The organism is Pseudomonas sp. BT-42-2 (genome assembly GCF_025847435.2).
In the GTDB taxonomy this organism is placed as follows: Bacteria; Pseudomonadota; Gammaproteobacteria; order Pseudomonadales; family Pseudomonadaceae; genus Aquipseudomonas; species Aquipseudomonas urmiensis.
Genome location: NZ_JAOYTM010000018.1, coordinates 109,115 through 127,498 on the forward strand (window position 1 = coordinate 109,115; position 18,384 = coordinate 127,498).

Annotated in this window: 18 protein-coding genes; 12 read left to right on the top strand and 6 right to left on the bottom strand. The window is 62.5% G+C overall.

Features of this window, described 5'->3' with window-relative positions:
• Positions 1-125 precede the first annotated feature (125 nt).
• Positions 126-1,340, top strand: a complete 1,215-nt coding sequence (gene serB, locus OIU19_RS21780) for a phosphoserine phosphatase SerB (RefSeq protein WP_264236750.1) — start codon at positions 126-128, stop codon at positions 1,338-1,340.
• 184 nt (positions 1,341-1,524) lie between these two features.
• On the opposite strand, the gene asd is transcribed toward serB, so the two are convergent.
• Genes asd through OIU19_RS21795 form a run of 3 tightly spaced genes read right to left on the bottom strand, consistent with a single transcriptional unit; the run spans position 1,525 to position 4,790 of the window.
• Positions 1,525-2,388: an archaetidylserine decarboxylase gene (gene asd, locus OIU19_RS21785; protein WP_186555616.1), complete on the bottom strand. Its 864-nt coding sequence runs from the start codon at positions 2,386-2,388 to the stop codon at positions 1,525-1,527.
• Positions 2,389-2,397: 9 nt separating this feature from the next.
• Entirely contained in the window at positions 2,398-3,207 is an 810-nt protein-coding gene (locus tag OIU19_RS21790; protein WP_264236751.1) for a rhodanese-like domain-containing protein, read from the bottom strand.
• 47 nt (positions 3,208-3,254) lie between these two features.
• Positions 3,255-4,790 carry an HDOD domain-containing protein gene (locus OIU19_RS21795; protein ID WP_264236752.1) on the bottom strand — a complete coding sequence of 512 codons (1,536 nt, stop codon included), beginning with the start codon at positions 4,788-4,790 and terminating at the stop codon, positions 3,255-3,257.
• A 130-nt stretch (positions 4,791-4,920) separates the two neighbouring features.
• On the opposite strand from OIU19_RS21795, the gene motA reads away from it, so the two are divergent.
• Entirely contained in the window at positions 4,921-5,772 is an 852-nt protein-coding gene (gene motA / locus OIU19_RS21800; RefSeq protein ID WP_186555613.1) for a flagellar motor stator protein MotA, read from the top strand.
• A 3-nt stretch (positions 5,773-5,775) separates the two neighbouring features.
• Positions 5,776-6,783, top strand: coding sequence for a flagellar motor protein MotB (gene motB / locus OIU19_RS21805; protein WP_264236753.1), 1,008 nt, complete (start codon positions 5,776-5,778; stop codon positions 6,781-6,783).
• A 32-nt stretch (positions 6,784-6,815) separates the two neighbouring features.
• On the opposite strand, the gene OIU19_RS21810 is transcribed toward motB, so the two are convergent.
• Positions 6,816-7,295, bottom strand: coding sequence for a molecular chaperone Tir (locus tag OIU19_RS21810; RefSeq protein WP_264236754.1), 480 nt, complete (start codon positions 7,293-7,295; stop codon positions 6,816-6,818).
• A 182-nt stretch (positions 7,296-7,477) separates the two neighbouring features.
• On the bottom strand, positions 7,478-8,509 hold the full coding sequence (rsgA, locus tag OIU19_RS21815; RefSeq protein ID WP_264236755.1) for a small ribosomal subunit biogenesis GTPase RsgA: 1,032 nt from the start codon (positions 8,507-8,509) through the stop codon (positions 7,478-7,480).
• Positions 8,510-8,655: 146 nt separating this feature from the next.
• Here rsgA and orn point away from each other — a divergent pair, with 146 nt between their 5' ends.
• Positions 8,656-9,198 (top strand): oligoribonuclease, encoded by a 543-nt coding sequence (orn, locus tag OIU19_RS21820; protein ID WP_264236756.1) that lies wholly within the window; start codon positions 8,656-8,658, stop codon positions 9,196-9,198.
• Positions 9,199-9,290: 92 nt separating this feature from the next.
• Positions 9,291-9,902 carry a trimeric intracellular cation channel family protein gene (locus OIU19_RS21825; RefSeq protein ID WP_186555608.1) on the top strand — a complete coding sequence of 204 codons (612 nt, stop codon included), beginning with the start codon at positions 9,291-9,293 and terminating at the stop codon, positions 9,900-9,902.
• A 34-nt stretch (positions 9,903-9,936) separates the two neighbouring features.
• Here the strand turns inward: OIU19_RS21825 and queG are convergent, their stop codons facing one another.
• Positions 9,937-11,013: a tRNA epoxyqueuosine(34) reductase QueG gene (gene queG / locus OIU19_RS21830; protein WP_264236757.1), complete on the bottom strand. Its 1,077-nt coding sequence runs from the start codon at positions 11,011-11,013 to the stop codon at positions 9,937-9,939.
• Positions 11,014-11,076: 63 nt separating this feature from the next.
• On the opposite strand from queG, the gene OIU19_RS21835 reads away from it, so the two are divergent.
• The 7 genes from OIU19_RS21835 to hflX all read left to right on the top strand — a co-directional run bounded on the left by OIU19_RS21835 (position 11,077) and on the right by hflX (position 18,367).
• The gene (locus OIU19_RS21835) at positions 11,077-11,937 is read left to right on the top strand and encodes an NAD(P)H-hydrate dehydratase (protein ID WP_264236758.1); all 861 of its coding nucleotides are present in this window, start codon (positions 11,077-11,079) and stop codon (positions 11,935-11,937) included.
• Positions 11,925-12,398 carry a tRNA (adenosine(37)-N6)-threonylcarbamoyltransferase complex ATPase subunit type 1 TsaE gene (tsaE, locus tag OIU19_RS21840; protein WP_186555605.1) on the top strand — a complete coding sequence of 158 codons (474 nt, stop codon included), beginning with the start codon at positions 11,925-11,927 and terminating at the stop codon, positions 12,396-12,398. Before OIU19_RS21835 ends, tsaE begins: the two co-directional genes overlap by 13 nt.
• On the top strand, positions 12,399-13,838 hold the full coding sequence (locus OIU19_RS21845; protein WP_264236759.1) for an N-acetylmuramoyl-L-alanine amidase: 1,440 nt from the start codon (positions 12,399-12,401) through the stop codon (positions 13,836-13,838).
• Positions 13,835-15,727, top strand: coding sequence for a DNA mismatch repair endonuclease MutL (mutL, locus tag OIU19_RS21850; RefSeq protein WP_264236760.1), 1,893 nt, complete (start codon positions 13,835-13,837; stop codon positions 15,725-15,727). Before OIU19_RS21845 ends, mutL begins: the two co-directional genes overlap by 4 nt.
• A 1-nt stretch (position 15,728) precedes the next feature.
• Positions 15,729-16,700: a tRNA (adenosine(37)-N6)-dimethylallyltransferase MiaA gene (gene miaA / locus OIU19_RS21855; protein WP_264236761.1), complete on the top strand. Its 972-nt coding sequence runs from the start codon at positions 15,729-15,731 to the stop codon at positions 16,698-16,700.
• Between the two features lie 92 nt (positions 16,701-16,792).
• Complete coding sequence (gene hfq, locus OIU19_RS21860; RefSeq protein WP_028631835.1) at positions 16,793-17,053, top strand: RNA chaperone Hfq; 261 nt, start codon at positions 16,793-16,795, stop codon at positions 17,051-17,053.
• Between the two features lie 12 nt (positions 17,054-17,065).
• Positions 17,066-18,367 carry a ribosome rescue GTPase HflX gene (gene hflX, locus OIU19_RS21865; RefSeq protein ID WP_264236762.1) on the top strand — a complete coding sequence of 434 codons (1,302 nt, stop codon included), beginning with the start codon at positions 17,066-17,068 and terminating at the stop codon, positions 18,365-18,367.
• The last annotated feature ends 17 nt before the right edge of the window (positions 18,368-18,384 follow it).

Sequence of the window (18,384 nt, forward strand, 5' to 3'; positions counted from 1 at the left end):
TCTTTATGGCGAGAAAGTGCTGCGCAGTATAGCGAGCCGGGATTTGTCGGCAAAGTATCAGCGGCGCCCGATAGTCATGGAAAATCGGTAGAATGCGCATTTTTCATCGAAGTCGGAGCCAGGTTGTGCGCGAAATCGTCCTGATCAACATCACCGGTGAGGACCGTCCCGGTCTCACTGCCGCCATCACCGGCGTCCTGCTCCAGGGCGGTGTGAACATCCTCGACATCGGCCTGGCGGTCATGCACGGCACCTTGTCGTTCGGCATCCTGGTCGACATCCCTGACAACGAAGTGGCCACCCAGCTGCTGCAAAGCGTGCAAGCCAAGGCCCACGAGCTCAACCTGCAAGCGCGTTACACGCCGATTTCCGAGGCCGATTACCAGCATTGGGCCGATAGCCAGGGCGAGGCGCGGCAGATCGTTACCTTGCTCAGCCGCAAGGTCACCCCGGAGCAGTTGCAACGGGTCAGTGCGGTGATCAGCCAATATGGCCTGACTATCGAGCGGATCGAGCGTCTCTCCGCCCGGGTGGTGCTGGATGCGCCAACAGAGAAGGGCAAGGCCTGCCTGGAAATTTCCGTACGCGGCGAGCCGAGCGATGCCCAAGCCCTGCGTGCCGAGTTCTTCGCCCTGTCGCAAGAGCTGGCGGTTGATATCGCCTTCCAGAAGGACGACCTGTTCCGCCGCAACCGCCGCCTGGCAGTGTTCGACATGGACTCGACCCTGATCGAGGCCGAAGTGATCGACGAGTTGGCCAAGGCTGCCGGCGTCGGCGAACAAGTGGCCGCGATCACTGAGCGGGCGATGCGCGGCGAGTTGGATTTCCGCGCCAGCTTCAAGGAGCGGATGGCGCTGCTCAAGGGGCTCGACGTGGGCGTGCTGGATGAGATCGGCGCCTCGCTGCGGCTGACTGAAGGTGCTGAGAACCTGTTCACCGAGCTCAAGCGTCTGGGCTATAAAACGGCAATTCTGTCGGGCGGCTTCACCTATTTTGCCAAGCAGGTGCAAGCGCGTCTGGGCATCGACTATGTGTTTGCCAACGAGCTGGAAGTGGTCGACGGCAAAGTGACTGGCGTGGCCATCGAGCCGATCGTCGACGCGCAGCGCAAAGCTGATCTGCTCCAGGAGCTGGCGAGCAAGGAAGGCCTGCAACTGGCGCAGACTATCGCCGTGGGCGACGGCGCCAATGATTTGCCGATGCTGTCGCTGGCGGGGCTGGGGGTTGCCTTCCGCGCCAAGCCGCTGGTGCGTCAGTCGGCCAAACAGGCGATTTCTACCCTTGGCTTGGATGGCGTGCTGTATCTGCTTGGCTTGCGCGATCGCGACGCTCGCGGCTGATCCGATACTGTAATGGGGCCGCTTTGCGGCGGTTCGACGCCTCGACAAGCCCCTCCCACAGGTTTTTGCAGCGCCGCTGAACCTTGTGGGAGCGGGCTCGCCCGCGAAGGGGCGCAAAGCGGCCCAAAAATGAAAAAGGCCCCGCACGACTGATGTCATGCGGGGCCTTTTCTTTGCGCTACGGTCAGGCTTGGCTAGGCACAGCCAATTGCTGGCCCATGCGCACCGCCGATCCAGCACCCAGGCTCTCGGCCCACTTCACCTGCTCTGGCCCGAACAGCACGATCGCCGTCGAACCCAGCTTGAAACGGCCCAATTCGGCACCTTTCTCCAAATGAATCGGCGCCCGGCTGGCTTCGTCATAACGGAAGGTCTTCAGCTCACGCTTCGGTGGCGTGACCAGGCCCGCCCAGACGGTTTCGATCGAGGCCACGATCATCGCCCCTACCAGCACCACGGCCATTGGCCCGCGCTCGGTGTCGAACAGGCAGACCACGCGCTCATTACGAGCGAACAGCTCTGGAACGTTTTCCGCAGTGGTCTGGTTGACCGAGAACAGGCGACCCGGCACATAGACCATCTCGCGCAAGGTACCGGCCAGCGGCATATGCACGCGGTGGTAGTCTTTGGGCGACAGGTAGATGGTGGCGAACTCACCGCCCATGAACGGCGCGGCCAGGGCCGGGTCACCGCCCAGCAGCTCCAGCGCGCTGTAGCCGTGGCCCTTGGCCTGGAAGATGCGGCCATGCTCGATCGGGCCGAGCTGGCTCACTGCACCGTCTGCCGGACACAGGATGGCGCCTGGCGTTTCATCCAACGGGCGGGCACCGGGCTTGAGGGCGCGAGTGAAGAAGGCGTTGAAGTGCTCGTAGGCGCTGAGGTCTTCGACCAGCGCTTCGGACATGTCGACCTGATAGCGCTTGGCGAACCAGGCGGTGAAGGCATTCTTGAACCAGCGCGCACGGCACTCGGCAATGCAACCGGCCAGCCGCGACAGCAAATGGTGCGGCAGCAGGTACTGGCTGATGATGAACAAGCGGGATTTCATTGAATTTCCTTAAACGTCTACAGGCGTGTCCGGATGGTTACCCCATTCGCCCCAGGAGCCGGCGTAGGCCTTGACCCGTGGGTAGCCGAGGGATTTAGCCACCAGGTAGGTAAAACCGGAGCGGTGATGGGTCTGGCAGTGGGTGATCACTTCCTTGTCCGGGGTGATGCCCAGGTTCTGGAGGATCTCGGCCATGTCCTTGCGGATGCGCAGATGGTCATTCATGTCCATGCCGGCGGTCCACTCGAAGTTGACCGCGCCAGGGATATGCCCGCCTTTGGCCGCCAAGACCTTCTCGCCACGGTATTCGCTGGGCGCGCGGGCGTCCCAGATGGCCAGGTCGGCAGCGCCTAGCCGGCTTTGCAGGTATTCGCGGGTGGCGGTGGGTTCGGCATGCAAGGTCAGGCTCAACGGGCCGCCAGCGCTGACCGGCACGTCGGTGGACAACTTGTCAGCCGGCCATGCCTGGATACCACCATTGAGGTAGTGATACTTGCTATGGCCAATGACATCCAGCAGCCAGATGAAGCGCCCAGCCCAGCCGCCGCCCTCGTCGTCGTACACCACGTAAACGGCGTCATCGCGGTGGCCGAGTTCGCCGAACAGTTTTTCCAGGTCGGCACGTGCCGGCAGCAGGCCGGGGGCCGGCGGCTGGCCAAGCTGAGTGCGCTTGGGGTCGACGAAGCGCGCGCCGGGAATGTGCCCGCTGCCATAACGGTTGGCACTGGTCAGATCGACCAGGATCAGCTGTGGCGAATCCAGGCGCGACAGCAAGTCAGCCGGTTCGATCACCAGCGGCAAGCCGGAAAAGTCAGTCATCCACAGTCTCCAGGGTGGAACGTGAGGGGGCGATTGTAGCGTAAGGCTTAACGATTGGGCTTGCTGAAGGTGGCCAGGGCACGCTCTACGCACTGCGCGGTTTTGCCAAAGGCTTGCACACCGACATCAGCTAGCGGCTTACCGCCCTGGTCGGCAATCATCAGCATCAGCACCTGGCCATCGACGGCCAACGAGCGCAGCAGCAGGTGCTCGCTGCGGAACAGCGCGCGTAGTGCTGCGGGCAGCAGGGCAGAAAACTGCGCATGGTTGTCCGGGGTCAGGCGCAGTTGCCCGGCCTGACTGGTCAAGCGCTGCAACAGTTTGTTTTGCGCAACCGGCAAGTTCAGGGCTGCGGCTTCAGTGGGCAAACCAGCCGCTCGTTGCACGAGCAAAGCGTCATTGGGCTTATCGTGCATCAGTAGCATGATCCGCTGCATGCCGCAGGCCAGCAGCGCTTCGCAGGCCTGGCTAGCCAGATGCACGGCGTTGCTGAACGGGCTTGGCTGGGCCAACAGTTCACCGCACAGCTTGCGCCAGCGGACCAGGTCTTCACTGGGTGGCGGCGGCGGGGTGAGCATATCGGGGTGCGGCCGGCGTTGCTGCCACGGCCAGATCAGCGCTTCGGCTGGGTGGAACAGGGCGTGGCGCGCATGGTGGCGGGCGCTGGCCGCCGCTTGTTGGTGGACCTGCTGCTGGACGTCATCGAGGCTGGTTTGCAAATACAGCGCAGTCAGCAATTGCCAGCGCAGCAGGTGCGGGTTGTCCCAGCCAACCTGGGCGGCCAGGGCCAGGCCGTTGGCCAGCAGCACGGTGTTGGCCGGCTGGTTGAACCAGCGACGCAGGCCGGGCTCTTCATCCAGCCGGTGTTGCTGGGTGAGGCTGTCGGGTTCGCGGGCGATGTTCAGTACTTGGGCGAGCAATTCGCGTTCGCTGGTCAGCAAGCGATAGCCCTGGGTCACCCACTCGGGCAGGCGCCAGTGACTGGCAACGGCTTGGCACAACTCCATGATGCGCACCCCGAACAGCTCCTGTTCGACTTCGGTGGCATCTTCACCCTTGTGGATCACCCGCAGCTCCCAGGCGTCCAGCAGCTTGGGGTGGCTCAGGGCCAATGGCCACAGCGGCGACAGGAACAACAGGCTACCCCAGTGGATTTCTTGCCACAGCCGAGCCAGGCGGCTGGCGAACAGGCCGCTGGCCTGCTGCGAGGCGTGTTGGCTGATCAGTAGAAATTGGCGCAGCACTGGTGGGATATCGTCGCCCGGCAGCGCGGGCAGGCGCGTCAGCAACTGGGCGGTACGCTCCAGGCCCAGGCGGTTGACGGCAACCTCAAGGCTTTCGGCGGGCTCGGCCTGGCTGGCATTGGCCGGATGATTGGCCTCACGCATCACGCAAAGCACCAGGGCCGGGCTGTCCTGCATCAGTTCGGCGATTTCGCGCAGGGACCTACGGCTGTCATTGATTGCGGCTAAAACACGGTCGTGGCTTTCTTTCGGCACCGGCAGGCGGACGCTATCGAGCAGCTTTATCCAGCCATCGAGGGTGCGCGGAATCTGACCTGGTACCTTGGTTTCAATTGGCATTTTGACATCAGTCCAAACTGGCTTTTCGCTTTGAGTGGCTATAGTCTGGCGCAGTTCTGCCGATAAGTAGAAGAAGAGTTTTAAAGCTCCCGTCCCCGACCCTGACCACGACAGCAAGTGCTTTGAACCTATGGCTAAAATTATCGGCATCATCGTCGTATTCGCGAGCGTGCTCGGCGGTTACGTACTCTCCCACGGCAAGATCGCGGCGCTGATCCAGCCGTTCGAAGTGCTGATCATCGGCGGTGCGGCCTTTGGCGCGTTCCTGCAGGCCAACCCTGGTTACATGACCATGCATGTGATCAAGAAGTCGATGAAGATGTTCGGCTCGCGCTTCTCCCACACCTTCTATCTGGAGGTGCTTGGCCTGGTTTACGAGATCCTCAACAAGAGCCGTCGTGAAGGCATGATGGCAATCGAGAGCGATATCGAAGACGCTGCGGCCAGCCCGATCTTCGCTAAATACCCCGCAGTGCTGGGTGATGAGCGCATGACCGCGTTCATCTGCGATTACCTGCGCATCATGTCCACCGGCAACATGGCCCCGCACGAGCTCGAAGGCTTGTTCGACATGGAGCTGCTGAGCATGAAGGAAGAGCTCGATCACCCCTCTCATGCGGTGACCGGCATCGCCGACGGCATGCCTGGTTTCGGTATCGTCGCCGCGGTACTGGGTATCGTCGTGACCATGGCCTCGCTGGGTGAAGGCGACCAGGCCTCGATCGGCCTGCACGTGGGTGCGGCACTGGTCGGTACCTTCTTCGGTATTCTGGCTGCCTACGGCTTCTTCGGCCCCCTGGCCACCTGCCTGGCGCACGACGCCAAGGAAGAGGTCAACCTGTACGAGGCGATCAAGGCTTCGCTGGTTGCTTCGGCCTCTGGCATGCCGCCATCGCTGGCCGTCGAATTCGGGCGCAAGGTGCTCTATCCCAAGCACCGTCCGAGCTTCGCCGAGCTGGAACAAGCGGTTCGCGGTCGCTGAGTCATGGAAAACAATCAGCCGATAATCATCAAGCGCGTCAAGCGCTTCGGTGGCGGTCACCACGGCGGCGCCTGGAAGATCGCCTTTGCCGACTTCGCCACGGCGATGATGGCGTTCTTCCTGGTGCTGTGGTTGCTGTCGACCGCTACGCCTGAGCAGAAGATCGCCATTGCCGGCTACTTCAAGGATCCGATTGGCTTCTCCGAAAGCGGTACGCCCTACGTCATCGACCTGGGCGGCTCGCCGCAGCTGGCTCCGGAAAAGACCATCAACCCGGAAGAAAAGTCCGAGCCGACCCCAGACACCAGCATTCAGTTGGACAAGGACCAGGTCGAGACCATGGCCGAGCAGGTCGAGAAGGAGCGTTTGAACCTGCTCCTGCAAGAGCTGCAGAACAAGGTCGAGGAAAATCCGCAGCTGCAGAAGTTCAAGGACCAGATCCTGTTCGAGATCACCCAGGACGGCCTGCGCATCCAGATCATGGATGCCGAGAACCGGCCGATGTTCGATATCGGCAGCGCACGCTTGCAGCCGTACTTCGAAGACATCCTGCTGGCCATGGCCGACACCATCAAGGCGGTGCCGAACAAGATCAGCGTCAGCGGCCACACCGATGCCAAGCCGTATGCCGGCGCAGGCGAGTTCGGTAACTGGGAGCTGTCGGCCAACCGTGCCAACGCTGCGCGGCGGGCACTGGTGGCGGGTGGTTATCCGGATGATCAAGTGGCGCGCGTGGTCGGTTATGCCTCCTCGTCGCTGTTCGATCGCAAGGATCCGTTCAACCCGGTCAACCGGCGTATCGATATCATCGTCTTGACCAAGAAGGCCCAGCGTAACATCGAAGGTGAGCAGGGTACGCCTGAGGCGCCACCGGCAGCGCCAGCCGCCCCGGGCGCTGCGGCGCCAGCAGTGCCTGGAGCAGCCGCCGAGCCGATGCAGCCTCGCGAGCTGCGCCAGAAGCTGAACATCTTCGAAGATGGCACATTGAAGATGGATGAGCCCACAGAATAAGGGCAAGTGGGGCGCTAAGCGCCCCACTTCATTCAAAAGCCCCGCCGAATCTTGGCCTTGAGATCGGCATGAAAGAAATCCGCATTACTCCGGTCGACACTGTGCAAACGCACCGGTGGCAGCGACATCGCCCGCTCAAAGGTCCGTTCATCATGGTAGGCGCGCACAAACAGCTCGATGTGCTCACGGCTGCGCATCACCGGCCACTTACCTAAATGTTCTGGCAATGACTGCGCGCCACTCTGGTACAGGCTGACTCGCCGACTGGCCATGACCGCTGCGCCCATCAACCATGCCGTCCACCATCGTTGCGCGCCCTCGCTGGAGAGCACGCCAATCAGGTGCGTGGCGTCACTGAGTTGCTGGCAAAGGCTGCCGCACAGGTCTTCAGTGGTTTGCCCGGTACTGTCGAATTGCACCAGTTGGGTTGGAACATCCTCAAGCAGCAAGCGCTCATTGAGAATGAACGCGTCGAGCCGTTCATTGTGGCGGTAGCAGATGACGACGGGCATCAGCTAGGCCCTCCGTGATGGAGGGTGGGGCGCTTTGAGGAGGTTGCGGGTGTGGAGGTCATAGTCGGCTCTTCCCTGATGAGGCTTGAGCCATGACCATCAAGGAAAGACCGGGGCGGAACAATAGCTGACTACAAAACGAGAGTCGTCCTACTTGCTTTGGTAAGTTTTCCTACGGAAACCTAGTAAGTATCTTCACCCAGGCTGGCGATGATCGAGCGATAACTGTGCATCCGCTGCGGTTTGATCCGCCCTTCGTCCAGCGCCTTGAGCAGCGCGCAGCCAGGCTCGCGGTCGTGTTTGCAGTCGCGGAAACGGCAGTTGCCGAGCAGCTCGCTGAACTCGATGAAGCCTGCTTCGACATCATCGCGGCTGACGTGCACCAGGCCGAACTCACGGATGCCCGGTGAGTCGATCAGGTCGCCGCCATTGGGGAAGTGATAGAGGCGGGCGGTGGTGGTGGTGTGCGTGCCTTGCCCGGACCACTCGGAAAGATCGCCCACGCGGGTTTGGGCGGCGGGCAACAGGCTGTTGACCAGCGAGGACTTACCCACGCCAGACTGGCCGACGAACACACTGATGTGGCCATCGAGCAGCTCTTGCAGGCGCTGCATGCCGTCGCCTTGATGCGCGGAAACTTCTAGCAGTGGATAACCCAGGTCGCGATAAACCTCAAGCAGGGCGTTCAGCCCTGGGCCGTTTTCCTCGTTGACCAGGTCGGCCTTGTTCAGCAGCAGCAAGGGGCGGATGCCGGCGTGCTCGGCGGCCACCAGGTAGCGGTCGATCAGGTTGGCGTGGGGCTCGGGGGCCGGGGCGAAGACGATCACGATCAGGTCGACGTTGGCCGCCACCGGCTTGAGCTGGCCGTGGTTGTTCGGCCGGCACAACTCGGTGCTGCGCGGCAGCTGCGCGACGATGACGCCAATCCCTTGGTTGCCCGCGCGCCAAACCACTCGGTCACCAGTGACCAGTGCCGGCAGGTTGGCCCGCAAGTGGCAGCGGAAGATCTGCCCGGCGACTTCGCCGTCCTGCGCCTCGACCTCGACCTGTACGCCAAAGTGGGCGATTACCAGGCCAAATTGCTCCGGCCCCAGGTCGCCACCCTCCAGTTCCTGCAAGGCATGTTGCTCGCGTTTAGCGGCGCGTGCGGCACGCTCGCCCTGGATTTTTTCGATGCGCCAGTTCTGGCGGCGATTGAGCTGGCGTTTGGCCATGAAGGTTCCGTGTTGGCGGGGGCAGAAAGAAAACGACTGGCAGTTTAGCACGCTCCACCTGTGTGCCATCCGGTTACCTTTTTGCGCGCGACTGCATCGACATTGGCCGCTAGGGTAAGATGATGGCCTATTCGAGGAGCGCCTTCATGGACAACACACAGAACCTGATCTGGATCGATCTGGAAATGACCGGTCTGGATCCGGATAACGACGTCATCATCGAGATGGCCACCATCGTCACCGACAGCAACCTCAATACCTTGGCCGAAGGCCCGGTGATCGCCATCCACCACAGCGATGAAGTGCTGGCGCGCATGGATGAGTGGAACACCCGCACCCACGGCGCCTCCGGTCTGACCCAGCGCGTGCGCGAAAGCCGCATCAGCATAGCCGAGGCCGAGGCTGAAACCGTCAAGTTCCTCGAACAATGGGTGCCTAAGGGCAAGTCGCCGATCTGTGGCAACAGCATCTGCCAGGACCGGCGCTTCCTGTATCGCCACATGAAAACCCTGGAAAGCTACTTCCACTACCGCAACCTCGACGTCTCCACGCTCAAGGAGCTCGCCGCGCGCTGGGCGCCGGATGTGCGTGACAGCTTCAAGAAGGGCAGCACGCACCTGGCGCTGGACGATATTCGCGAGTCGATCGCCGAGCTGCGTCACTACCGCGAGCACTTCATCAAGGTCTGAGCATCGCGTGCGCCGATCAGACTCGGCGCGCCCTCTTTTGGTGCTCTGAACAACTGGGTAGACTGCGCGCCTTTCCTGCACGGACAGCCACCATGTTGTTGATGCTCTACCTCATCGCCATTACCGCCGAAGCCATGACCGGTGCCTTGTCTGCCGGTCGTCGCGGGATGGACTGGTTTGGAGTGGTGCTAATCGCGTGCGTGACTGCCCTGGGTGGCGGTTCGGTGCGCGATGTGCTGCTCGGGCACTACCCGTTGACCTGGGTGAAGCACCCCGAGTACCTGGTACTGACCAGCTTCGCCGCGCTGCTGACCATCTTCATCGCGCCGTTGATGCGCCACCTGCGTTCGCTGTTCCTGGTACTCGATGCGCTGGGGCTGGTGGCCTTTACCCTCATTGGCTGCATGACCGCGCTGGAAATGGGTCAGGGCATGCTGGTGGCGTCGATCAGCGGGGTGATCACTGGGGTGTTTGGCGGCATTCTGCGGGATATCTTCTGCAACGACATTCCCTTGGTGTTCCGCCGCGAGCTGTATGCCAGCGTGTCGTTTGCCGCTGCGTGGTTCTATCTGGGCTGCGTGCACTTCCAGGTGCCAGCGGAGCAGGCGATGCTGCTGACCTTGTTTGGCGGGTTCCTGGTGCGTTTGCTGGCGATTCGTTTCCATTGGGAAATGCCCAAGTTCCACTACAACGACCAGCAGTGATTTCGTCGCGGGGCAAGCCCGCTCCCACATGAGTTCAGAGTGGGGCTGTGCGCGCCTCATGCTGGGCCAGCGCCCACTCCACATGCTCCCTGACTAGCTCCGACGGATACTCGCGGCGCGCCTGTAACGCCTCCAGCACTGGGATCGTCGAAGGCGCATTGCCCAGCCCCACCGCCAGGTTGCGCAACCAGCGCTCATAACCGGCCCGGCGCAGCGGCGAGCCCTCGGTGTTGCCCAGGAAGGTCGCCTCGTCCCACAGAAACAGCGCAGCCAACTGCGCATTATCCAGCCCATGGCGCGGCTTGAAGTCGTTCTCCTGGGTTGGCCGGGCAAAGCGATTCCACGGGCAGACGATCTGGCAATCATCGCAGCCAAACACCCGATTACCGATCAGTGGTCGCAGCTCGACGGGTATTGCCTGCTTCAATTCGATGGTCAGGTACGAGATGCAGCGCCGCGCATCGAGCAGGTAGGGCCCGACAAACGCCTGGGTCGGGCAAACGTCTAGGCACGCCTGGCAACGCCCACAGTGCTCACTGGCCTGCGCGTCATCCACCGGCAGTGGCAGGTCGACGAACAGTTCGGCGAGAAAGAAGTAGCTGCCCGCCTTGCGGTTGAGCAGCAGGGTGTTCTTGCCGATCCAGCCTAGCCCGGCTTGCTGGGCAATGGCTTTCTCCAGCACCGGGGCACTGTCGACAAAGGCGCGAAAGCCAAACGGGCCAATGGCTTGCTGCACCCGATCGGCCAGATGCTGCACGCGCTTGCGCACCAGCTTGTGGTAGTCGCGACCCAGGGCATAGCGCGATATATAGGCTTTGTCTGGCTGCGCCAGCAGCTGCGCCATGCGCGTGTCGCCGGGCAGGTAGTCCATGCGCAGCGAGACCACGCGCAAGGTTCCGGGCACCAGCTGGTCGGGATGGGCGCGTTTGCTGCCGTGCGCAGCCATGTAGTCCATCTCGCCCTGATAGCCCGCGTCGAGCCAGCGTTGCAGGTGCTGCTCATGCTCGCCAAGGTCTACACCAGCGATACCGACATGGGCGAAGCCGAGTTCACGGCCCCAATCCTTGATCGATTGGGCCAGCGCGGCGAGGTCAGGAGTACAAGCGGACATGGATGACAGGCATTACAGGCTCAGGTGCGTATAATTCTGCCAGACATCGGAGCCTTTGACCCCATGCCCCAGACCAAACACCCTGCCAACCCGGTAAAACTGCTCAGCCGTGCCAGCTTGGACAGCCTGCCGCCGCGCCGCCCAGACGCCCAAAAAGGTGACTTTGGCCACGTGCTGGTGGTCGGAGGCGACCTGGGTACCGGCGGTGCGGTGTTGCTCAGTAGCGAAGCAGCGCTGCGTTGTGGGGCTGGCCTGGTGAGCATTGCCACGCGGCCCGAACACGTGCCCGCAGCCCTTGCTCGTCTACCTGAAGCCATGTGCCTGGGGGTGAATTCGGCCAATCAGCTGATGACCCTGCTGGAACGGGCATCGGTGCTGGTGGCAGGCCCTGGCCTGGGCCAGGCGGCTTGGGGGCGCAGCTTGCTGTCGGCAGTTGCCAATGCCGAGCGCCCCCAAGTGTGGGACGCCGATGCCCTAAACTTGCTGGCCCGCACACCCTTGGCCCTGCCCAGCGCTAGCATTCTTACCCCGCACCCGGGTGAGGCAGCGCGGTTGCTTGGGGTGTCGACCGAAGCCGTGCAGGCCGACCGACCGGGCGCTGCACGCAAGCTGGCGCGCAAATATGCCAGCGTCTGTGTGCTCAAGGGCGCTGGCACCCTGGTCGCTGACCCGGCGGGGCAGTTGGCGCTGTGCGGGCGAGGTCATCCTGCGATGGCCGGCGCAGGCCTTGGCGATGTGCTTACCGGGGTGCTGGCGGCGCTGCTGGCGCAGGGCCTGGACGCCTGGTCGGCGGCTTGCCTGGGCGTCTGGCTGCATGCCTGTGCCGGCGAGCGCTTGGGGGTAAAAGGCAGAGGCCTGGCAGCCAGTGATCTGCTGCCGGTCATTCGTGAATTATTGGAGGAGCATTCAGCGTGTCAGGTGTAACCCTGTTTCTGGCCGACGAAGAGGCCACCGTGGCCTTTGGCGGGCAATTGGCCCAGGTGACCGGCGGTCATGGCGTGATTTTTCTCGAGGGTGACCTGGGGGCCGGTAAAACCACCTTGTCGCGCGGCTTGATCCGCGGTTTGGGCCATGTCGGCCCGGTCAAGAGCCCGACCTTCACCGTGGTTGAACCCTACGAGATTGGCGCGGTGCGCGCTTTCCACTTCGACCTGTATCGGCTGGTCGATCCGGAAGAATTGGAGTTCATGGGGATACGCGATTACTTCGAGGATGATGCCTTGTGCCTGTTCGAATGGCCCCAGAAAGGTGCGGGCGTTTTGCCAAAGCCTGACCTGACCATTACCATAAGCCCGCAAGCGGGCGGGCGCTCGCTGTATCTGTCGCCGCAGGGGCCTCGCGGCGAAGCCTGGTGCACCGCGCTGGCCGAACAATTCAAACAGTAAATGGGGATAGGTATGCGCATACGCGCACTGGTCGCCGTTGTCGGTCTGCTGCTCACAGCGGTCACCGTCAACGCTCTGGCCGCCACGCAAGTCAAGAGCATGCGTCTGTGGCGCGCGCCAGATAACACACGGCTGGTCTTCGACCTGTCCGGCCCGGTGCAGCACAGCGTGTTCACCCTGAGCGCGCCGGATCGGCTGGTCATCGATATCAACGGTGCGACCTTGGCCGCGCCGCTCAACGTCTCCACATCCAATACACCGATCAGCAGTGTGCGTTCGGCCCAGCGTACGCCTACCGATCTGCGCGTGGTGGTCGACCTGAAAAAAGCAGTCACGCCGAAAAGCTTCACCCTGGCTCCCAATGCCCAATACGGCAACCGCCTGGTGGTGGATTTGTACGACCAGGAAGCCGATGCCATCGCGGCCAGCACGCCGACGCCGCCACCGGCACAAACTCCGGCTACCACTCCGGCTGTTCCGGTAACACCGACCCAGCCTGCGATCAAGCTGCCACCGGCGCCAAGCGGCAAGCGCGATATCGTGATCGCCATCGATGCCGGGCACGGCGGTGAAGACCCGGGCGCCTCGGGTTCGCGTGGTCAGCACGAGAAAGACATCGTGTTGCAGATCGCCAAGGAGCTGCAACGCCAGATCAACAGTGAGAGGGGCTATCGGGCGGAACTCACGCGCACCGGTGACTACTTCATTCCGCTGCGCAAGCGCACCGAGATCGCCCGCAAGAAGGGCGCCGACCTATTCGTCTCGATCCACGCCGACGCCGCACCCTCCAAGGCTGCTTTCGGCGCCTCGGTGTTCGCCCTGTCTGACCGGGGTGCTACGTCCGAGACTGCGCGCTGGCTGGCAGACACCGAAAACCGTTCCGACCTGATCGGTGGCGCGGGTAACGTCAGCCTGGACGACAAGGACCGTATGCTTGCGGGCGTGCTGCTCGACCTGTCGATGACCGCCACCCTCAGCTCCAGCCTCGATGTGGGGCAGAAGGTGCTGGGCAACATGGGGCGCATCACTTCGCTGCACAAGCGACGCGTGGAGCAGGCAGGCTTCATGGTGTTGAAGTCGCCGGATATTCCCTCGATCCTGGTAGAGACCGGCTTCATTTCCAACGCCAACGAAGCTGCCAAGCTGGCGACCAGGAGCCATCAGCAGGCCCTGGCACGCTCGATCCATACCGGCGTGCGCCAGTACTTCCAGCAAAGCCCGCCACCTGGCACCTACATTGCCTGGTTGCGTGACAGCGGCAAGATTGCCCAAGGCCCGCGCGACCACACTGTGCGTCCAGGCGAAACCCTGGCGATGATCGCCGTGCGTTACCAGGTTAGCGTGGCCAGCCTGCGTAGCAGCAACGGCCTCAAGACTGATGAGCTGAAGGTTGGCCAGCACCTGGATATTCCCGGCACGACCCTGGCGTCGCAACAATGAGTGGTGGTTCGCGCATCCAGTTGCTCAGCCCGCGACTGGCCAACCAGATCGCCGCCGGCGAAGTGGTCGAACGGCCCGCCTCGGTGGCCAAGGAGCTGCTGGAAAACAGCCTCGACTCTGGCGCCAAGCGCATTGAGGTCGAGGTCGAGCAGGGCGGCGTCAAGCTGCTGCGCGTGCGTGACAACGGCAGCGGCATCTCGCCTGACGACTTGCCGCTGGCCCTGGCGCGCCATGCCACCAGCAAGATCCGCGAGCTGGAAGACCTCGAAGGGGTGTTGAGCCTGGGCTTTCGGGGTGAGGCGCTGGCCTCGATCAGCTCGGTGGCGCGCCTGACCCTGACCTCGCGCACGGCCGATGCCAGCGAGGCTTGGCAGGTCGAGACCGAAGGCCGCGACATGACCCCGCGGGTGCAGCCTGCGGCGCACCCGGTGGGGACCTCGGTCGAAGTTCGCGACCTGTTTTTCAATACGCCGGCTCGACGCAAGTTCCTCAAGGCCGAGAAGACCGAGTTCGACCATCTTCAGGAAGTTATCCGGCGGTTGGCTTTGGCCCGATTCGATGTCGGCTTCCACCTGCGCCATAACGGCAAGACCATTCTCAGCCTGCACGATGCCCCCGACGAGATTGCGCGGGCGCGGCGGGTCGGTGCGATCTGCGGACCGGGCTTTCTCGAGCAGGCGCTGCCGATCGATGTCGAGCGCAATGGCTTGCGCTTGTGGGGTTGGGTTGGCCTGCCGACGTTCTCGCGCAGCCAGGCCGATTTGCAGTACTTCTTCGTCAACGGCCGCGCGGTGCGCGACAAGCTGGTCGCCCACGCGGTGCGCCAGGCCTACCGCGATGTGCTGTTCAATGGCCGCCACCCGACCTTCGTGTTGTTCCTTGAGCTTGAGCCCAACGGCGTCGACGTCAACGTTCACCCGACCAAGCATGAGGTGCGCTTTCGCGAAGGCCGCACAGTGCACGATTTCCTCTACGGCACCTTGCACCGGGCCCTGGCCGATGTACGTCCGGAAGACCAGCTGGCGGCCCCGGCGGCGGCCAGCGAGATGGTTCGGCCCAGCGGACAGCAGGCGGGCGAATTTGGCCCGCAAGGTGAAATGCGCCTGGCCTCACCGGTATTGGAACAGCCGCAGGCACAACCGCAGCAGTTTTCCAGCTCCGCTGCTGGCGCCGGTTATCAGTATCAGTACACGCCGCGCCCATCGCAGCCGTTGCCCGTTGCCGAGGCCCAGGCAGCCTACCGCGAGTTCTTCGCGCCACTGCCTGGTGGTGCACCATCATCCTTGCCCGAAAGCCAGGGTGATGTTCCGCCACTGGGCTATGCCCTGGCTCAGCTCAAGGGCATCTACATCCTGGCCGAAAACGCCGTCGGTCTGGTGCTGGTGGACATGCATGCCGCCCACGAGCGGATCATGTACGAGCGGCTCAAGGTGGCCATGGCCAGCGAAGGCTTGAGCGGCCAGCCGCTGTTGGTGCCGGAGTCTCTGGCACTGAGCCAGCGTGAGGCCGATTGCGCCGAAGAGCATGCGCAGTGGTTCCAACGCTTGGGCTTCGAGTTGCAGCGCCTGGGGCCGGAAAGCGTGGCCATCCGCCAGATTCCGGCGCTGCTCAAGCAGGCTGAAGCCAATCGCCTGGTCCAGGACGTACTGGCAGACCTGATGGAATACGGCACCAGCGACCGCATCCAGGCGCACCTCAATGAGCTACTCGGCACCATGGCCTGTCACGGCGCCGTGCGCGCCAACCGGCGCCTGGCCATTCCCGAGATGAATGCGCTGCTGCGCGACATGGAAAACACCGAACGCAGCGGCCAGTGCAACCATGGTCGACCGACCTGGACCCAGATGGGCCTGGACGATCTGGACAAACTTTTCCTGCGCGGTCGATGAAATGAGCGGTAAACCCCCAGCAATATTCCTCATGGGCCCGACAGCGGCCGGCAAGACCGACCTTGCTATCGAGCTGACCAAGGTCCTGCCGTGCGAGTTGATCAGCGTCGACTCGGCGCTGGTCTACCGCGACATGGATATCGGCACCGCCAAGCCTTCCAAGGAACTATTGGCCGCCTATCCACACCGTTTGATCGACATCATCGACCCGGCCCAGAGCTACTCCGCCGCACAATTTTGTACCGATGCCCTGGCCGCCATGGCCGAGATCAGCGCGCGCGGCAAGATCCCGCTATTGGTCGGCGGCACCATGCTTTATTACAAGGCGTTGATCGATGGCTTGGCCGATATGCCTGCCGCCGACCCTGCGGTGCGCGTCGAGCTTGAAGCCCAGGCCAGTGCGTTGGGCCTGGCTGAATTGCACCGGCAGTTGGCTGAGGTCGACCCCGAGTCAGCCGCACGCATCCACCCCAATGACCCGCAACGGCTGATCCGCGCGCTGGAAGTGTATCGGGTCAGCGGCGAGAGCATGACGGCCCATCGCCAGCGGCAATTGGCCGAAAGTAGCGGCGCAGACGCAGGCGCGGGCGGACATTTGCCCTATACTGTCGCCAGTCTGGCGATTGCTCCTACAGATCGTCACATTTTGCATCAGCGAATTGCGCTACGATTTTCGCAGATGCTGGAACAGGGCTTCGTCGACGAGGTCCGAAAGCTGCGCGCCAGAAGTGACTTGCACGCGGGGCTGCCGTCTATACGGGCAGTGGGGTATCGGCAGGTCTGGGATTACCTGGATGGCAAGCTAGATGAGAATGAGATGCGCGAACGCGGTATCATTGCCACTCGCCAGCTGGCCAAACGGCAGTTCACCTGGTTGCGCGGCTGGTCCGACGTACACTGGCTGGACAGCCTGGCCTGCGACAATCTGTCCCGCACCTTGAAATACCTTGGGTCCGTCTCCATATTGAGCTGAGTCCCTGCAATTGCCGTCTACTCTTGCGAATGGGCGGCGTAATTATCGAATTTTCGTGTTTTTTACTATTGATCCTTACAGGAGTGCGGCATATGTCAAAAGGGCATTCGCTACAAGACCCTTACTTGAACACCTTGAGAAAAGAAAAGGTCCCGGTTTCGATCTATCTGGTCAACGGGATCAAGCTGCAGGGCTCGATCGAATCTTTCGACCAGTTCGTGGTACTGCTGAAGAACACCGTCAGCCAGATGGTCTACAAGCACGCTATCTCGACCGTGGTCCCAGCTCGTCCGGTTCGCCTGCCAAGCCCGTCCGATTCCGAGAGCGGCGACAGCGAGCCAGGCAACGCCTGATAGGAGCCTGCATTGTTCTTTGAGCGCCACGGTGGTGGTGAGCGAGCGCTGCTCGTTCACTTGGAAGGTCAGAACCCTGAGGCGCGCGAAGACCCGCAGGAGTTTCAGGAACTGGCACTGTCGGCCGGAGCTGAGATCGTTTCGCTGTCTACAGTGACGCGGCACCAGCCTACCGCCAAATACCTGATTGGCAGCGGCAAGGTCGAAGAGTTACGCGACCTAGTCAAAGCCGAACAGGTAGATCTGGTGATTTTCAATCACACCCTCACGCCCAGTCAGGAGCGCAACCTCGAACGAGTCTTCGAGTGTCGCGTGCTCGACCGTACCGGGCTGATTCTCGACATTTTCGCCCAACGGGCGCGTACCCATGAAGGCAAGCTGCAGGTCGAACTGGCCCAGCTGGAGCACATGAGCACGCGGCTGGTGCGCGGCTGGACCCACCTTGAGCGGCAGAAGGGTGGTATCGGCCTGCGCGGTCCGGGTGAAACCCAGCTTGAGACTGACCGGCGCTTGCTGCGGGTGCGCCTGCGGCAGATCAAGGCACGCCTGGAGAAGGTTCGCAGTCAGCGTGAGCAGGCGCGGCGCGGGCGTAAGCGCGCGGATATCCCGTCGGTGTCGCTGGTGGGCTATACCAACGCCGGCAAGTCGACCTTGTTCAACGCCCTCACCGAATCCGACGTCTACGCCGCCGACCAACTGTTCGCCACCCTCGATCCGACCCTGCGCCGTTTGCAGCTCGATGACCTGGGGCCGATCGTGCTGGCCGACACCGTGGGCTTCATTCGCCACTTGCCGCACAAGCTGGTCGAGGCATTTCGGGCTACGCTCGAAGAGTCGAGCAACTCCGACCTGCTGCTGCATGTGATCGACGCCCATGAGCCAGAGCGCATGGAGCAGATCGAGCAGGTGTTGGCAGTATTGGGCGAGATCGGTGCTGAAGGCTTGCCGATCCTTGAGGTCTATAACAAACTCGACCTGCTCGAAGATGTCGAGCCGCAGATCCAGCGCAATGCCGATGGCAAGCCGGAGCGGGTCTGGGTATCGGCACGTGATGGACGTGGCCTGGAGTTGGTAGGCCAGGCGATTGCCGAATTGCTGGGGGATGATCTGTTTGTCGGAACCCTGCGCCTCGAACAGCGTTTTGCTCGCCTGCGCGCGCAATTCTTTGAACTAGGGGCAGTGCAAGGCGAGGAGCACGATGATGAAGGCAGCAGCTTGTTGAGCGTGCGCCTGCCCATGGTCGAGCTCAATCGCCTGGTCAGCCGCGAAGGCATGGAGCCGCAAGCGTTCATTGCGCAACACACTTTGCAATAAATGCCCGTCGAGGTCGC

What these genes read in the sequence shown, in the direction of transcription:
- hfq (WP_028631835.1), top strand. Translation starts at nt 16,793, where the DNA reads ATGTCAAAAGGGCATTCGCTACAAGACCCTTACTTGAACACCTTGAGA.
- OIU19_RS21835 (WP_264236758.1), top strand. Translation starts at nt 11,077, where the DNA reads ATGCCCCAGACCAAACACCCTGCCAACCCGGTAAAACTGCTCAGCCGT.
- OIU19_RS21825 (WP_186555608.1), top strand. Translation starts at nt 9,291, where the DNA reads ATGTTGTTGATGCTCTACCTCATCGCCATTACCGCCGAAGCCATGACC.
- OIU19_RS21810 (WP_264236754.1), bottom strand. Translation starts at nt 7,295, where the DNA reads ATGCCCGTCGTCATCTGCTACCGCCACAATGAACGGCTCGACGCGTTC.
- mutL (WP_264236760.1), top strand. Translation starts at nt 13,835, where the DNA reads ATGAGTGGTGGTTCGCGCATCCAGTTGCTCAGCCCGCGACTGGCCAAC.
- OIU19_RS21790 (WP_264236751.1), bottom strand. Translation starts at nt 3,207, where the DNA reads ATGACTGACTTTTCCGGCTTGCCGCTGGTGATCGAACCGGCTGACTTG.
- motB (WP_264236753.1), top strand. Translation starts at nt 5,776, where the DNA reads ATGGAAAACAATCAGCCGATAATCATCAAGCGCGTCAAGCGCTTCGGT.
- OIU19_RS21845 (WP_264236759.1), top strand. Translation starts at nt 12,399, where the DNA reads ATGGGGATAGGTATGCGCATACGCGCACTGGTCGCCGTTGTCGGTCTG.
- miaA (WP_264236761.1), top strand. Translation starts at nt 15,729, where the DNA reads ATGAGCGGTAAACCCCCAGCAATATTCCTCATGGGCCCGACAGCGGCC.
- orn (WP_264236756.1), top strand. Translation starts at nt 8,656, where the DNA reads ATGGACAACACACAGAACCTGATCTGGATCGATCTGGAAATGACCGGT.
- motA (WP_186555613.1), top strand. Translation starts at nt 4,921, where the DNA reads ATGGCTAAAATTATCGGCATCATCGTCGTATTCGCGAGCGTGCTCGGC.
- queG (WP_264236757.1), bottom strand. Translation starts at nt 11,013, where the DNA reads ATGTCCGCTTGTACTCCTGACCTCGCCGCGCTGGCCCAATCGATCAAG.
- asd (WP_186555616.1), bottom strand. Translation starts at nt 2,388, where the DNA reads ATGAAATCCCGCTTGTTCATCATCAGCCAGTACCTGCTGCCGCACCAT.
- OIU19_RS21795 (WP_264236752.1), bottom strand. Translation starts at nt 4,790, where the DNA reads ATGCCAATTGAAACCAAGGTACCAGGTCAGATTCCGCGCACCCTCGAT.
- rsgA (WP_264236755.1), bottom strand. Translation starts at nt 8,509, where the DNA reads ATGGCCAAACGCCAGCTCAATCGCCGCCAGAACTGGCGCATCGAAAAA.